This window comes from Paraglaciecola marina (genome assembly GCF_004360155.1).
Taxonomy (GTDB): Bacteria; Pseudomonadota; Gammaproteobacteria; order Enterobacterales; family Alteromonadaceae; genus Paraglaciecola; species Paraglaciecola marina.
Window position 1 is genome coordinate 130,009 of the sequence record NZ_SAIS01000004.1, and the last position, 15,361, is coordinate 145,369.

At 41.5% G+C, this 15,361-nt stretch carries 9 protein-coding genes; 4 read left to right on the forward strand and 5 right to left on the reverse strand.

Translation table 11 applies throughout. The features are described from left to right. Positions 1–74 precede the first annotated feature (74 nt). Positions 75–2,003 carry a lytic transglycosylase domain-containing protein gene (locus EOK74_RS09900; protein ID WP_239024073.1) on the reverse strand — a complete coding sequence of 643 codons (1,929 nt, stop codon included), beginning with the start codon at positions 2,001–2,003 and terminating at the stop codon, positions 75–77. Positions 2,004–2,295: 292 nt separating this feature from the next. Between EOK74_RS09900 and fadB the strand changes: the two genes are divergently transcribed. The 4 genes from fadB to EOK74_RS09920 all read left to right on the forward strand — a co-directional run bounded on the left by fadB (position 2,296) and on the right by EOK74_RS09920 (position 10,217). Further along, positions 2,296–4,446 carry a fatty acid oxidation complex subunit alpha FadB gene (gene fadB, locus EOK74_RS09905; protein WP_133469845.1) on the forward strand — a complete coding sequence of 717 codons (2,151 nt, stop codon included), beginning with the start codon at positions 2,296–2,298 and terminating at the stop codon, positions 4,444–4,446. An 18-nt stretch (positions 4,447–4,464) separates the two neighbouring features. Beyond that, the gene (gene fadA / locus EOK74_RS09910; protein WP_133469846.1) at positions 4,465–5,628 is read left to right on the forward strand and encodes an acetyl-CoA C-acyltransferase FadA; all 1,164 of its coding nucleotides are present in this window, start codon (positions 4,465–4,467) and stop codon (positions 5,626–5,628) included. A gap of 265 nt (positions 5,629–5,893) precedes the next feature. Then, on the forward strand, positions 5,894–8,035 hold the full coding sequence (locus EOK74_RS09915; protein ID WP_133469847.1) for a TonB-dependent siderophore receptor: 2,142 nt from the start codon (positions 5,894–5,896) through the stop codon (positions 8,033–8,035). Between the two features lie 403 nt (positions 8,036–8,438). Beyond that, positions 8,439–10,217, forward strand: coding sequence for a GMC oxidoreductase (locus EOK74_RS09920; RefSeq protein WP_133469848.1), 1,779 nt, complete (start codon positions 8,439–8,441; stop codon positions 10,215–10,217). Positions 10,218–10,561: 344 nt separating this feature from the next. On the opposite strand, the gene EOK74_RS09925 is transcribed toward EOK74_RS09920, so the two are convergent. The 4 genes from EOK74_RS09925 to EOK74_RS09940 all read right to left on the reverse strand — a co-directional run bounded on the left by EOK74_RS09925 (position 10,562) and on the right by EOK74_RS09940 (position 15,298). After that, a complete protein-coding gene (locus EOK74_RS09925) occupies positions 10,562–12,271 on the reverse strand; it encodes a S8 family peptidase (protein WP_133469849.1) in 1,710 nt (569 codons plus the stop codon). Between the two features lie 158 nt (positions 12,272–12,429). Next, entirely contained in the window at positions 12,430–12,645 is a 216-nt protein-coding gene (locus EOK74_RS09930) for a hypothetical protein (RefSeq protein WP_133469850.1), read from the reverse strand. A 90-nt stretch (positions 12,646–12,735) separates the two neighbouring features. Next, positions 12,736–13,626, reverse strand: coding sequence for a dienelactone hydrolase family protein (locus EOK74_RS09935; protein WP_133470028.1), 891 nt, complete (start codon positions 13,624–13,626; stop codon positions 12,736–12,738). 316 nt (positions 13,627–13,942) lie between these two features. Beyond that, the gene (locus EOK74_RS09940) at positions 13,943–15,298 is read right to left on the reverse strand and encodes a Gfo/Idh/MocA family protein (RefSeq protein ID WP_133469851.1); all 1,356 of its coding nucleotides are present in this window, start codon (positions 15,296–15,298) and stop codon (positions 13,943–13,945) included. Positions 15,299–15,361: the final 63 nt, after the last annotated feature.

Genomic DNA, 15,361 nt, shown 5'->3' on the forward strand with positions numbered 1-15,361 from the left:
AGATTAACACACTGTACTTTATGTCCAAACTACCTAAACAGGTGGGTTAGTTGTGACTTCCCATAAGCTGGAGCTTAACTCTTAGGGGCTATTTGCATTTTCACCCAGTCTTGAAACATATTATCTTTGTTTCCTAGATGTTGATGATAGATTTGCTGATATGCCAAAACGGCCTTCACATAGTTTCGTGTTTCTTTGTAGGGAATAGTTTCAATCCACACATCCAAAGGCATAGTACCTGTCTCAGGTTGCCACTCTTTAACTTTACGCCATCCAGCATTGTAAGAAGCGGTAGCGAGTACAGGATTATTATCCATTTTATCTAACAAATAACGCATGTACTGAGTTCCTAGCTCTACATTTTGCTGTGGATCAAATAACACTTTTCTTTGTACTTTTTTCTTTGCTAAATAATGAGCAGTACCCGGCATCAGTTGCATCAAACCTAATGCTCCAGCACCAGAGGCAGCATCAACCATAAAGGAGCTTTCTCTTCTAGCAATGGCGTAAGCCCAAGCCACGTCAACATCATTTTTTTCAGCATTAACTTGAACTTCATTATCAAAGGGCATGGGAAAACGTTTATCTAAATCATCAAGATAACCCACCCTAGCAAAGCCAAAAATAGCTTGGGCGTGCCAACCTTGTTGATCAGCTAATACCGCAGCTGCCACTTTTTGTTGTTCATTCAAGTTACCTTGTAAGTAATACCACTCTCTTCTAGCGCTTAAATTGCGCTCCAGAGCTCTAAACTCAAAAGCCCGTTGAGCCGCCGGCTCTGACATCAGCTCATCAACCTCTGCTTGGGGAATTTGAACTGGCTTATTGTTTAAGCTGGTATTTACCGATAATTGAGCACTAGCTAAAAAGCCATAATAGTGACGTTGTTTGGCTAAGTGTTGAAATCCTTGCTCCGCTAACTCATCAGCTCCCAGTTCTTTATAAGCAATTGCCTGCCAATATCTAAACACATTATCTATGCCCCCTTGCTCGATGGCATAATCAGCCACAACCAGAGCATGCTGCCAATCTTTTTTTCTAATCACATGAGCTAAATGCCAGCGTGACAGTTCTGAATCAACACCAAACTCAATGGCCTTCTCAAGCCAGAGATCCGCTTGATCATGATTGCTAAGAGCTAAAGCAACAGCAAATCTATGAAATATTTGTTGCTGCTGTTCTTTAGTAAAAACAAGTCGTTTACTAAGCTCATCCCAACTACGCAGCGCTAAATCCCTGTCTTGCCAAACCAAACGTTTTAAACCGTAAATAGCAATTTCAGTTTCTAAGATAGAGATTTTATTGGGAAAGTTAGAAAGGCGACTCACCTGACTTGGAGCCCAGCGCACTTTTAACCAAAGATCAGCCAAATACTTTTGTTCTTGGGGTAATAAGGTTTTTAAATAGGGGATCAGGGTTTGATTGCCTCCCATAGCTACTTTAGTTAATCGTTTCCATATTAACTCTGGAGTGCGTTGCCCTAATTTTTGCCACTTAGTAAAAAGAGGATCACAAGCTTTAGGTTGTGACTTTCCTACCACCCATAGTGTTTCTGCCAGCTTTGACGCTTTGGCTCTTGTGTCTTCATCTTTTATTAACAGTTCCGCATAATGACAGGTCAGTTTTACATCACCTACGTCACGATAAGAAGCAACAAACAAGTCATCATGATTTTGCTTCTGCAAATAGCTAAGCCACTTTTTACGGAGTGGTCTATCGAGGGGGGATGATTCATATTTGATTAGAAAGGCTTCAATCTGAGCTTTATTCGCCATAAAAGGGAATTTAGTAAGCGTCTTGAGCTCAAGATAGGGCTTTAATGGATACCCATCTAACTGCTGCATGTAACTTTGATAAGCCTTGCTATTAGGCTTATCAGTGAAAGCTTCGGCCTCAATGAATAAATTTCTTTGCTGCTCCAAGGTAAGTTTCGACGCAGCTAAACTTACCTGAGGTTTCAAGACAATAAACACGACTAACCAAATTAAATAGCGAGTAATCACAGATTCCACAGTCAACAAAAAAACTAAACAAGGATAAGTAATGATAGTAACAAATTTACCTAGGTCTTTTTGTAGCTAATTAAAGAAAGCTGAAAATTTATCAAAAACATTCAAGTTTAACTGGAATGACCAGTTGAAATCAGTATAGTTGCCCACATGTAATTATTCTTGGTAAATATTGTTAAAATTAGATTCAAGTGAAACTTATTTTTAACAATACTGGCCTCAAAAAATTTAAGAACGAGAGTGCGCGTTGCAATCTGCGCTCTGGCTCACATCACAGGAGATGATAATGATATACGAAGGTAACAGCCTCTCGGTAAATTTGCTGCAAGACGGTATTGCAGAATTAGTATTTGACGCATCAGGTTCGGTCAACAAGTTTGATCAACAAACCGTTGCCGAATTAGATGCCGCCACTCAAGCACTAAAAGATAACACTGACGTAAAAGGTGTAGTAGTTCGTTCAGCTAAACCAGCTTTTATAGTTGGCGCTGATATAACTGAATTTACAGGCTTGTTCGATATGCCTGATGAAGAGGTATTAACTTGGGTATCTAAAACCTCACAAGTATTTGATAGATTTGAAGATTTACCTTTTCCTACTATCGCAGCAGTGAACGGCTTTGCCCTAGGCGGCGGCTGTGAAATGACTCTAGCCTGTGACTTCCGTGTGGCCGATACAACGGCTAGCCTAGGTTTACCTGAAGTCAAATTAGGTATTATGCCTGGCTTTGGCGGTACCGTTCGTTTGCCTAGATTAATTGGCTCTGACAACGCACTAGAGTGGATGACAACTGGCCGGGATCGCAAGGCAGCGAAAGCCCTAGCAGAAGGTGCCGTGGATGCAGTGGTTGCTCCAGACAAACTAGTAGAGGCCGCAAGCAGCATGCTTAAAGATGCCATTGCGGGTGAGTTTGATTGGCAAGCCCGACGTGCAGAGAAAAAAGCCCCCCTTAAGCTAAACAAAAATGAAGCTATGATGAGCTTTTCAACCGCAAAAGCTATGGTGGCCGCTCAAGCAGGTAGGCATTACCCTGCTCCACATATGATGGTGGATACTGTAGCTAAAGCAGCAAACCTAGACAGAGAAGGCGCCCTTAAATTAGAAAACCAAGGGTTTGCAACTCTTGCGAAAACAGATGAAGCTAGGGCCCAAGTGGGTATCTTTTTAGCGGATCAACTAGTTAAAGGTAAAGGTAAAAAGCAAGCTAAAGCCGCCACTAAAGCAGTGAAGCAAACCGCTGTATTAGGCGCGGGTATCATGGGTGGCGGTATCGCATATCAATCTGCGGTTAAAGGCACACCTGTTATCATGAAAGATATCAATCAGGCTGCATTAGATTTAGGTTTAAAAGAAGCCGCCACCATACTAGGAAAAGGTATGAAGCGCGGTAAAGTGGATGCCACTAAAATGGCCACCACACTAAACAACATTACCCCAACTCTTGAGTATTCAGCCATAAAAGATGTCGATCTTGTGATTGAAGCGGTTGTAGAAAACCCTAAAGTTAAAGGCATAGTGTTGGCAGAAACCGAAACTCATGTGGCTGACGATGCCATTATCTGTTCTAACACCTCTACCATTTCAATTAATCAATTAGCAGAGAGTTTACAAAAGCCTGAACGCTTCTGCGGTATGCACTTCTTCAATCCTGTGCACAAAATGCCATTAGTTGAGATTATTCGCGGTGAAAAAACCACTGAAGACACTATCTCTGCCGTCGTTGCCGCTACCCTAAAAATGGGTAAAACCCCCATAGTAGTTAACGATTGCCCAGGCTTCTTAGTGAATCGTGTGTTATTTCCTTACTTTGCTGGTTTCAGCAAACTGGTTATGGACGGCGCCGACTTTGTTGCCGTTGATAAAGTCATGGAGAAAATATTTGGTTGGCCCATGGGCCCAGCATTTTTGCTAGACGTAGTAGGCATGGACACAGCAGATCACGCATCAGGCGTAATGGCTGACGGCATTCCTGAGCGTATGCAAAAAATTGCAAATGACCCGGTCACCTTACTATACAAAGCAGAACGATTTGGTCAGAAAAACGGCAAAGGCTTTTACAACTTCAGCTTAGACAAGCGCGGCCGTCCTGTTAAAACAGCTGCCCCAGAAGCCTATGAATTGTTCGCTCCACATTGTGCTGCCACAAAAGAGTTCGACAAAGATGAAATCATCGCACGTGTGATGATCCCTATGGCTAACGAAGCCATTCGTTGCCTTGAAGAAGGCATAGTCGCCAGTGCAGCCGAAGCTGATATGGCGTTACTTTATGGATTAGGTTTCCCTCCGTTTAAAGGTGGTATATTCCGTTACATAGAAACTATGGGCTTAACCAACTTTGTGGCGTTAGCAGATAAATACGCAGACTTAGGTCCTATTTATCAAATATCAGATGGTGTGCGCGACATGGCCGCCTCTAATAAATCATACTTTGCATAATAGCCTAAGGAGAAGATCATGAAAGAAGTCGTAGTAGTCGATTGTATTCGTACACCAATGGGTCGCTCTAAAGGCGGTATTTTTAGAAATGTCCGTGCAGAAACGCTATCTGCACATTTAATGTCAAAATTGGTAGAACGTAATCCAAACCTTGATCCAAGTGAGATAGAAGACATCATTTGGGGATGTGTGCAACAAACCAAAGAACAAGGTTTTAATATTGCCCGTAATGCGCAATTACTTACTGATATCCCACGCTCAACAGCCGCAGTAACCGTAAACCGTCTATGTGGTTCATCAATGCAAGCTCTGCACGATGCCACCAGCGGTATTATGTCTGGCCGTGGTGATGTGTACATGATTGGTGGGGTAGAACACATGGGCCACGTGCCTATGGATTTTAACCTAGACTTTCACCCAGGAATCGCCAAACACGCAGCAAAAGCGTCTGGTAGCATGGGGATGACAGCCGAGTTACTAGGTCGTCAAAATGGTATTACCCGTGAGATGCAAGATGCCTTTGGTGCGCGCTCACACCAACGTGCCAACCAAGCCACCATTGAAGGCCGCTGGGCAAGTGAAATCGTAGCCACCCAAGGCCATGATGCAGACGGTGTATTAAAGTCAATTACCGTAGATGAAGTCATTCGTCCTGACTCAACTGTTGAAACTATGTCGGCCTTAAGGCCCGTTTTTGACCCGGTTAACGGCACAGTAACAGCGGGTACATCATCCGCTTTGTCTGATGGTGCCTCAGCTATGTTAATTATGTCTGCTGACAAAGCCAAAGCCCTTGGATTAACACCACGAGCTAAAATCCGCGCCATGGCGGTTGCTGGTTGTGATGCCGCAATTATGGGCTTTGGCCCAGTTCCTGCCACACAAAAAGCTCTAAAACGTGCAGGCTTAACCATGGCTGATATCGAGCTAGCTGAGTTTAACGAAGCCTTCGCTGCACAAGCGTTGTCTTGTATCAAACAGTTAGGTTGGATTGATAATTACGATGACAGAGTTAACCTAAACGGTGGCGCCATAGCACTAGGTCACCCACTAGGCTGTTCTGGTTCGCGTATTTCTACTACGCTAATCAACTTGATGGAAGCTAACGATAAATCAATTGGCCTAGCCACCATGTGCATTGGCTTAGGACAAGGTATTGCGACAGTGTTTGAACGCGTCTAAAGAATCCAATAACAAATAAAAACTAAAAAAGTTCCTTACGGAGCTTTTTTAGTTTATACAATTATCAAATTGCCAAATCTTTTTGTAACTTCAACCGTCTCTTATAAATTTTCATCACGATACAAGGTCAAGTAGCTCTGCTGTGTACACCAAAAAACTATGAGTTACTAACTTAGATTGTCAATGAGCGCAAGTAGGTTATTGATAATCATTACTATTTAGATTATAGTCCTGCGCCTCAAATTCTATTCGGAGAATCCGTGCTGTGTCTGCAAAAATCACGTTAATAGCCATGCAAGTCTGTGGCGTATTATTTATATCAAATTCGGCTTTTGGCCAAGCTACACCGCAAGATGCGTCGGTTAACCAAGGAACTTCAGCCAGCCAAGACGCTGAGCTAGAAGTGCTTACTGTAGAAGGTCGAGCTTTATCTTTGTATCAAGGCAATGGCGCTGTATTTGCCACACGCACTAATTCAGATATTGATAAAATCCCACAAACGGTTCAAATCATCACCCAAGAGCTCATTGAAGACCAAGCTGCCTATGAAATATCCGACCTATTCCGTTCAATGTCAGGTGTGTCTTATTTAAATTACGGCATTGTTAAAATGCGCGGTTTCGAGCAAGAAAGCCAAGTGTTTTATGACGGCATAAAAGGTGACCCTTTTAGAACCTTTACTATTCCTCAACTTTTTAATATTGAACAAGTTCAAACCTTAAAAGGACCGTCTGGTGCTGCTTACGGAGCAGGGGAAGCAGGTGGAGCCATTAACTATGTCACTAAAAAGCCGACTTTTGAGCAAGAAAATACTGCTGAGTTAAGACTGGGTAACAAGGGGTTCTTCAGTGGCAGCATAGAATCTTCTGGGCCAGTAAATGAAGACAGCTCACAGCGTTATCGCGTGGGTGTTTACTCGAGCACAGAAGACTCTTACCGTAACAATGTTGAAGAAGATAACCTAATTCTTGACCTAGGCTATGCTTGGGATTTTAGTAACGATAGTACATTAACGGTTCAATACACACATTTTGACCAGTTAGGTGAGCGCTTACGTGGCGTACCCATTGATGAAAATGGTAATTTTTTAACGGATATATCTTGGAATAGCAACGAACCTGACGATGAGCAAGATTTTCAGTCAGACATTTTTCAAGTTAACCTCGAACACTCTTTCAATGATTGGCTAAGCAGTAACTCTACTGTGCGTTATTACGACACGGAAGAAGTGATCAAGTTTCATCAAGCAAGGGCTTTGGTAGACAACGATGATGACGGTGTCTACGACGAAATAACGCGCCGCTACCAAGATCAAACCCGTATTTACCAAGGGATAGATCTAGCATCTTACCTTGTTGCCGATTTAGGTGAACACACTGTAGTAGCGGGTGCTGATTACCATTTCGCTAGTGAAGATGAAGTCTTTTATTATGCTAATGGTGTAAATAACGGCGTGTCTAATTTAAGCCTCACAAACCCAAGTTACGACTCTGATATCAGTGCTTACAATGCAACCTTAAACCGAGACAGGCTAACTGAATTAGACCAAATAGGTGTTTACATTCAAGACCAGTGGCAAGCAACAGCTAAACTAAATGTATTGGCCGGTGCACGACTCGATTATTTTTCTGAAGATTATATCGATAATGAAGATAATGCCGACAACACCTCATACAATGACTTAGGTTACTCAGTTCGTCTAGGCGCCACTTATGATCTAAACGCGCAGATCAAACCTTATACTTCTTTCTCTACCGGTTTAACCCCACAAACTGCATCTGATCAAGAAGACTCGCTAGATGGTGAGCTATTTGATCCTGAGGAAGCGCAACAGTTTGAAGTAGGGGTGCGTAGCTATCTGTTAGACAACATCCTGAATCTGAACGCTGCGATTTATCATATTGATCGCAAAAACACCATATCCGCAGATGAAGATGGTAATACCTCTGCAATTGGTAAAGTACGTAGTCAAGGCTTTGAAGTTGATGCGCTTATGGATATTACCCCACGCTGGGTTGCTAGTATCAATTACACCTATACAGATGTTGAAGCAGATGATATATCTGAAGACAACACTGTTTATCGTATTTTAGCCAACAACCCTTATCATCAAGTAGGGGTATGGACCCGTTATGAGTTCCCAGCTATTTCATCTTCTATCGCTTTTGGCGCTGAATACGTAGGTGAAAGAACCGACCGAACTACCAGCTATGACGCACCTTTCACTATTCAGCCTTACACTATTTACGATTTGTCTTGGCAGACCGCAGTGCAAGATTGGAAACTTCAACTGAATATCAAAAATTTATTTGATAAAGAATTTGCTCTTGCAGGTTTCAATGAGGTATCCGGTGCCATTGTTGGCGAACGCCGTCGTATCTACTTACAAGCATCATATGATTTTTAAGTGACTAACTGACACGTTTGGGTTGCTCTAATTACGCAGCCCAAACACCACTGGTCGCTGGCCGCTATACTTGTTGCAATACTATTGGAATTAGTCACTCTGCCTAGCTCTGTGGGTAAGCCTTGCAACTAACTTGAGGTTACTAAGACAACTTTAAAACAAAAGACTAACAAACATATCGACTCCTCTCTTGCTAATATAATAATAAGATTTTAAAAATATTGGTTACACCCTAAACAAATGAACTTGAGGACAGTCGTCCTAAATTAGGAATAAATAGAAAAAACAAACACATAAATTGTATGTTTTTTAACCAAAAAAACATTGCATTCAAGTTGAGAGTTTGAAAAAGTAAGTAAGACTTCTATCTCCTAAGCTCGAAAAACTCGAAGGTGGCAACCTAATGTTTACAATTCGATTTTACACGCAGCAGTTTCGCCCCAATCACTCAATAACAATTTCCGGCAGTGCATTCAATAACTGGGGAATTCACGTTCCAGGACTCTATCAAGAAGGTGCCTGGATATTCACCTTTGAAAAGGATAATTATCCTAACCAGATCGAATTTAAATTCAGATTAGATTGCCAATATTGGCAAGAGGGTGCAAACAATAACGTGATAATTCCCTTCGACGGAGCTGTGTTTGATTACACTGAGGCCAATGTGAATTTTCCGGCTACAACCGAAATATTTGTGGAAAATAGTCGTTTACAAAGGCACTTTCTGCAACCCAACTTAGATGAATCTGAACAATATGATGTGATAGTAATCGGCTCTGGTATGGGTGGAGGCATAGTTGCAGAACAACTTGCTGATTTTGGTAAAAAGGTACTGGTACTGGAGGCTGGTTCCTATTTGTTTCCAACTCATGTAGGAAACTTACCACGTCGACATATTTCTGGAAAATTCGACAAGCACCTTTGGCAACTATGGCCTGATTTTCAAACAAAAAATTTTAAAAATCCCGAGGCTCACGTTTACCAAGGTGCCGCTGGATTTAATTTAGGTGGGCGCTCAGTTTTTTGGGGTGCCTTGATCCCCAGACCAGCTTGGTGGGAACTGGAACCATGGCCAGATGAAATTCGCTATCAATTAGAAGATGTATACTTCGATAAAGCTGAAAACTTGATGAAATTAAGTAGATTGGAAAGCTCATATCAATCAAAGGCTAAAACCTGGTTCAATCAAGAGTTTCCTAATTGGCATGTCACCACTGCCCCAATGGCCGTGCAGCGAGGAGATGGAGAAGCAAGGACTTTATCCGCAGGAGTATTCAATACAGCCTCATTGTTAATGGAGGCAGCCATGACTGACGATACTGATTTAACCATAAATTTAAATCATGCTGTAAACCAATTATTAGTCGATGAAGATAAAATAACTGGCGTTCGTGCATATGATTTAATCGCTCGGCAAAACAGGACTTATCAAGCCGATAAGGTCATATTGGCCGCAGGGTCCATTGAAAGTTCTAAAATAGTACAACTTAGTGGTCTACAAACTGAATCAAACAAAGTGGGCAAAGGTTTTACCGACCACCCCATATTCTTCACCCACTTTGCTATCCCAGTTAGCCACCCGCTATACGACAGACAAGCATCTTCTAAAATCACAGCTAGGATGACGGTAACCGATGACGACACAGCCCATAGATTTTTAATTGTTATTGAGCTCGGCGCCGATTTTAATCAAGGGCGTTACATTGACCCCGAATTTGCTGAAAAACATACTCAAGATCGAAACGATGAAATGCTTTGTGAAATTGTGTTTCTATGTGAAAGCCCTTTAGTAGAAGAGAATGAAGTCACGCAAAATGGACCAGATTACGAAGACGTAGACATAACGATGCAGGCTAGTCAGTCTGCAAATAACCTTATCGATGAAATGACCCAAATAAAAAATGAAGTCCTTAACAAACTAAATGCGACCGTACTTGAAAATGACAATCATTTTTTAAATCTAGCGCCATTGGGAGGAGTTGCTCATGAAGTTGGAACATTGCGACTAGGCGAAAATGCTCAAGGTGTGGTTGATACCCAGCTCAAATTTGATCAATATGAAAACTTGTACTGTTGCGATTTGTCTGTTTTCCCTAACTCACTTGCCGCAAACCCGAGCCTAACATTAGCCGCGTTAGCCCTACGATTGGCAGATACACTTCGAGAGGATATGCCTCCCTAGTCGCCACATCCTAATCCAAATAAAAACTAGGATTTATCCCTCAATAAACCGTCCCAATTCAGGACTTGCTATTGGCTTGTTATCCCTATTCGCCTGCTACTGGCCACTGCGTCAGTATATAAATCAGCCTGCTATTTATTCATTGCGTAACAGTGAATAATTGGCGATTAAAGGCATATTTTTAAGGAAAAATTGAACCCGTCAGAATATATATTATATTGCCTGAGTGATGCCATGATGGCGGAGTAAAATTCCCCGTTAGCGTAAGAGAATTAAAGCACATCATTTAGGCGCTATTATAAAAAAAGCTCCCTTAGGAGCTTTAGAATAACACTTAAAACTGACTAATTAACTGAGCCTGACAAGGTAACTCCAGTCGTTGCTCTATAAGCTCTAACACTAATATACCATGTGCCCGTTTGAGGGGAACTCACAGTTACTGATTCGTTATTACCATTTAAGTATGGACGGTAGTCCCAATTTCCTACAGTGGGCTGTGCACCATAACGTATATACAAATCAGCATCTCCAGTCCCCCCAGAAATATCTACACTCAATGTCGACGCACCCGGCTCAACATCCAAGGTATAATGCGCCCAACTACGACGTGACAAATCAGGAATATTTACTGAAAAAGTAACAGGTTCAAAGTCACCATCATCGCCACCTCCATCATCATTTGTATCTAGTAACTCATCGATTGCAGCACTTGCATCGGCTATACCAGAACCACATTGGCTACATGTTCCAGGAAAAGCAGCAGCAGAATCTACAATTGCAGCTTCAATCTCATCTGGCGTGGCACTAGGGTCGGCCTCATATAATAGTGCGGCAATGCCCGCTACATGTGGTGCTGCCATTGACGTACCTTGATAATACGCATAGGTATCGGAAACTGGGCTTCCTGTTCCGGTATTTAAAGTAGAATATACACCACTAGAGGTACCAAAAGATAAATCACCACCCGGCGCCGCTACATCAACTACGTTACCATAGTTAGTGTAATAAGCACTTGCACCAGTCGGCCCAGTTGCAGCAACTGAAATAATATCGGCACAGTTTGCAGGTACTGCATTTGATGCATTAACTCCTGAGTTTCCAGCCGCAATGACTATCGTTGCGCCATTCGCTCTAGCTGAACTAATCGCTGCAACGTAAGACTGTGAACAACTACCAGATCCCCCTAAACTCAAATTAATAACTTGTGCAGGTGTAGTATTAGTAGGCACACCAGATACACTGCCGCCAGCAGCCCAAATTATTCCGTCAGTAATATCTGAGGTGTAACCACCACATTTGCCTAATACACGTACCGGAAGAATTTGTGCATCGAAAGCGACCCCTGCTACCCCTGAATTATTATCAGTTACCGCTGCAATTGTTCCTGCTACATGAGTACCATGCCAAGAACTAGATGACGCGGGATACCCAAAACCACATTCATTAGCGGCAGTTGCATCGCCTGGATCTAAGGCATTGCTGTCTCTGCCATCACCATCATTAGCAATGAAGGAATCACTGATCATATCGTAACCTGGCAAAACATTAGCGGCCAAATCTGCATGAGCCAGATATCCAGTATCCAGCACAGCAACAACTACGCCATTGCCTGTAGCCTTGTCCCAAGCAGGTTCAACATTGATGCTGGTACCTGAATCAAAATAATGCCATTGATTACTATATAAGGTGTCATTGGGTTGCAGTTGATGCTGCATAAGCTTGTCTTCTTCAGCGTATAAGACGCCAGCCATACTGCTTAACTTGTTTATCATCTCTTGCATGTCTGAGTCTGTCATGTCTTCTATTTCAAACACGTCAGATCCAAGAGCTGTGCGTTTCAAATGTTTAGCTTTTTTTGATAGGTAATTGGAAACCTTTAGTGCTCTTGAAGTTCTTCTTTGGCTTTCTGTACTAAGATCATTTTCGTTCTCTATGAACTTAATAATCACTCTATTATGCTTGAGCCCTTCAGCAACAGCGACATGAGAGTATGTACCGAGTGAGAGAGCAACAAGTGTTAGTGGTATTAATGTAGATAGTTTTGATAGTTTCATTTTTTCTGCCTGATAATTATTATTTTTAAATTTAGGGTAATAAATATACCCCAAAATAAAATAGGCAAAATTTTGCTAAAACGCAATGTTAATAGGTAATTATATTAACCACACAAGAAGATGAGAGAACTAACTTTTTAACGCTAGCTAAAATACAACTATTTTATGAGTTTATCTTTAACAGCCTGCATAAGGCGCTGCTTAACCTGTGGTGTTAAACCAAGGCTCACCAAAAATGAAGAAAAAGCACTGATAAATATGATGCTTTTTAAAATTTTCACACCTGTAAAAGCCATCACCAAGATTAAAATCGCCACATAAGCCAATCCAATCATACCCAAAAATAAACACATACCTTTTATTTCTTTACTCATCAGTGAATTCCTCCTTTGTCCTTTTCTTAATAGTGTTCATTTATATAACCCTGTCACAGAGTACCTGATAACAGGGTTTCATTTGAATTTTTAGCTTAAATGTTCTTTAAAAAAACTTAAGGTACGAGACCAAGCTAGCTCTGCCATTTCAGGATTGTAACGGCTAGTAGAGTCGTTATGGAAACCGTGTTGTGTTTTTGGGTAAGTATGGGCAATGAAGTCCACCTTGTTAGCTTTTAATGCTGCTTCATAATCAGGCCAACTTGCATTCACCCTTTTATCATTTTCAGCAAACTGAATCATAATAGGTGCTTTGACATTTTTCACTAACTCACCTTTAGCTGGAGTGCCATAAAAAGGTACGGCGGCATCAATTAACTCTGGTGCTACGGCTGCCAACATATTGCTTATATAACCACCAAAACAAAAACCTACCACTCCTAATTTATCCGTTGTAGCCTCATTTATTTTCAAAAATTCAGCCGCAGCAATAAAGTCTTGCTCTATTTTAGAACGGTCCATTCCACGCTGCATAGTACGACCTTCATCGTCGTTACCTGGGTATCCACCCAGCGGAAATAAAGCATCAGGAGCAAAGGCGATAAAGCCTTGTTTAGCTAAACGGCGAGCGACATCTTTAATATACGGATTGAGACCTCTATTTTCATGAACCACCAAAACCGCTGGAGCCTTAGCTTTTAGCTCAGTAGGTACAACCAAATACCCCTGACCAGTACCGTGCCCTTTCGCAGATTCAAACGTTTCATAAGTTGCTTTAATAGCTGAATCATTAAAAGATACTTGCTCAGCCAATACATAGTTAGGAGTGAGTGCACCCGCTACCGCACCAAATGTTAGGCCAGCAATAGGCAATGTCGCTAAACGACTCATAAAAGTACGGCGGTCGATATCACCATGAGCATAATCATCGTACCAATCAAATGCTTGCTGGGGGATCTGTTCGTTAGAAATGTGTGTCATCATTTTGTTCCTTATAGTCATCTCTCAGAGGTGAGAAACATATCATGGCATTCTAAAATTTACTGTTAGTTTAGATTCGTCCACTCAAAATATTACACATAAAAACCTCATGTCATTTTTATTTAGGTTTTTATGTTAAAGCGTAACTCATAGCTGCTCGAATGTTCAGTTAACATCCATTAGATACAAAAACCTGAAATTTACTTTCATTTTTATTTCAGGCCACCACGATATTTCAATTGCCCTTATTATTGTTAACAAAAGCATATAAGTAACAGAACATAGCGTGTATTTAATCGCACACGATTTTTTAGATTTAATACCTGTCGTCTAATCCAAATATAGGTTGTCTAGTTAACCATTTACCACGGGTGAAATCAGGAAAGTGCATAGGCTTACCGCCACTAGCGATAGACTTTTCAGACATACAAGTGACCGCAGCCCAAGACGCATGATCGTACACATCCATCGGCATAGGCTCATTCCTTTTTAATGCCTCAACAAAAGCATGGATAACAAAGAAATCCATACCACCGTGACCTGCACCTTGCGCATCGCCTTGATATTTTTTCCATAATGGATGATCGTATTTTTCCATATACGCAGCATCGTTTTCCCACTCATGTGCAGGACTCTTACCTTCAATATGTATACTGTTATTCAAATCCATCCAAATACCATCAGTGCCTTGTACCCTAAACCCTAAAGAATAAGGTCGAGGTAAGTTTGTATCATGGGTTAACACTATGGTTTCACCTTGGGCACATTTAATAACGGTGGTAACAATATCCCCCAATCTAAAATCAACAGAAGCATTGGGATGAGACTCACCTCCATTTGGATGCTCATCAATGTACTCATTTAATCCTCGAGCTTTAGTAGCTGTCGATGTTAGATATTCAAAGCGATTACCTCTATTATTATTAATACAATTAGCAACTGGACCTAACCCATGAGTAGGGTATAAATCTCCGTTTCGAAGCACCGAATGGTTGGTTCTCCAGCGCGCCTCACTGTAGCCTTTTTGACCAAATTCTACGCCACCACCATACAATTGCTTACCATTATTAAATTTAACGTGACGAAGATCATGTTGGTAGCCCCCCTGAAGATGAACAATTTCACCAAAAAGGTTTTGTCTTACCATATTTAAAACAGCCATCACGTCACGGCGATAAGCTACATTCTCTAAGATCATGAAAGGCGTTTGAGTTCGTTCATAAGCATCGACTAATGCCCAACATTCTTCAATATCAAAGGCACCGGCTACTTCAAGGCCAACTGCTTTTTTAGCTTCCATTGCATCAATCGCCATAGGCGTATGCCAAACCCAAGGTGTTGAAATAATCACTGCATCAACATCATCTCTAAGTAAAAGGTTCTTATAATCTTCATCGCCTGCACCAAACATGGCAGGTTTAGCCATGCCTGCACTCTCAACCATTTTTGCTGAATTTTCGAGTCTCTCTTTGTCTACATCACAAACGGCAGTTACAACAATATCTTTTCTTTTTAAGGTAAGGGCTAGCTGCCCTGTTCCCCGCGCACCAATCCCAATAAAACCTAAACGTAATTTGCTAGCAGTCGATGATGTAGCATAAGAAAATGGCGTAGCTGAAAGGGCTAATGCTGCACTAGCAGCGGTGTTAACTAAAAATTTTCTTCTATTCATAATCAATATTTATCCGTTGAGAAATACGCAAGACCAAAGCCCAACGCAGATTAAAAAACAAGA

Excerpts from the sequence above, each read along its gene's own strand:
- fadB (WP_133469845.1), top strand. The coding sequence starts at position 2,296 with ATGATATACGAAGGTAACAGCCTCTCGGTAAATTTGCTGCAAGACGGT.
- fadA (WP_133469846.1), top strand. The coding sequence starts at position 4,465 with ATGAAAGAAGTCGTAGTAGTCGATTGTATTCGTACACCAATGGGTCGC.
- EOK74_RS09920 (WP_133469848.1), top strand. The coding sequence starts at position 8,439 with ATGTTTACAATTCGATTTTACACGCAGCAGTTTCGCCCCAATCACTCA.
- EOK74_RS09925 (WP_133469849.1), bottom strand. The coding sequence starts at position 12,271 with ATGAAACTATCAAAACTATCTACATTAATACCACTAACACTTGTTGCT.
- EOK74_RS09930 (WP_133469850.1), bottom strand. The coding sequence starts at position 12,645 with ATGAGTAAAGAAATAAAAGGTATGTGTTTATTTTTGGGTATGATTGGA.
- EOK74_RS09935 (WP_133470028.1), bottom strand. The coding sequence starts at position 13,626 with ATGACACACATTTCTAACGAACAGATCCCCCAGCAAGCATTTGATTGG.
- EOK74_RS09940 (WP_133469851.1), bottom strand. The coding sequence starts at position 15,298 with ATGAATAGAAGAAAATTTTTAGTTAACACCGCTGCTAGTGCAGCATTA.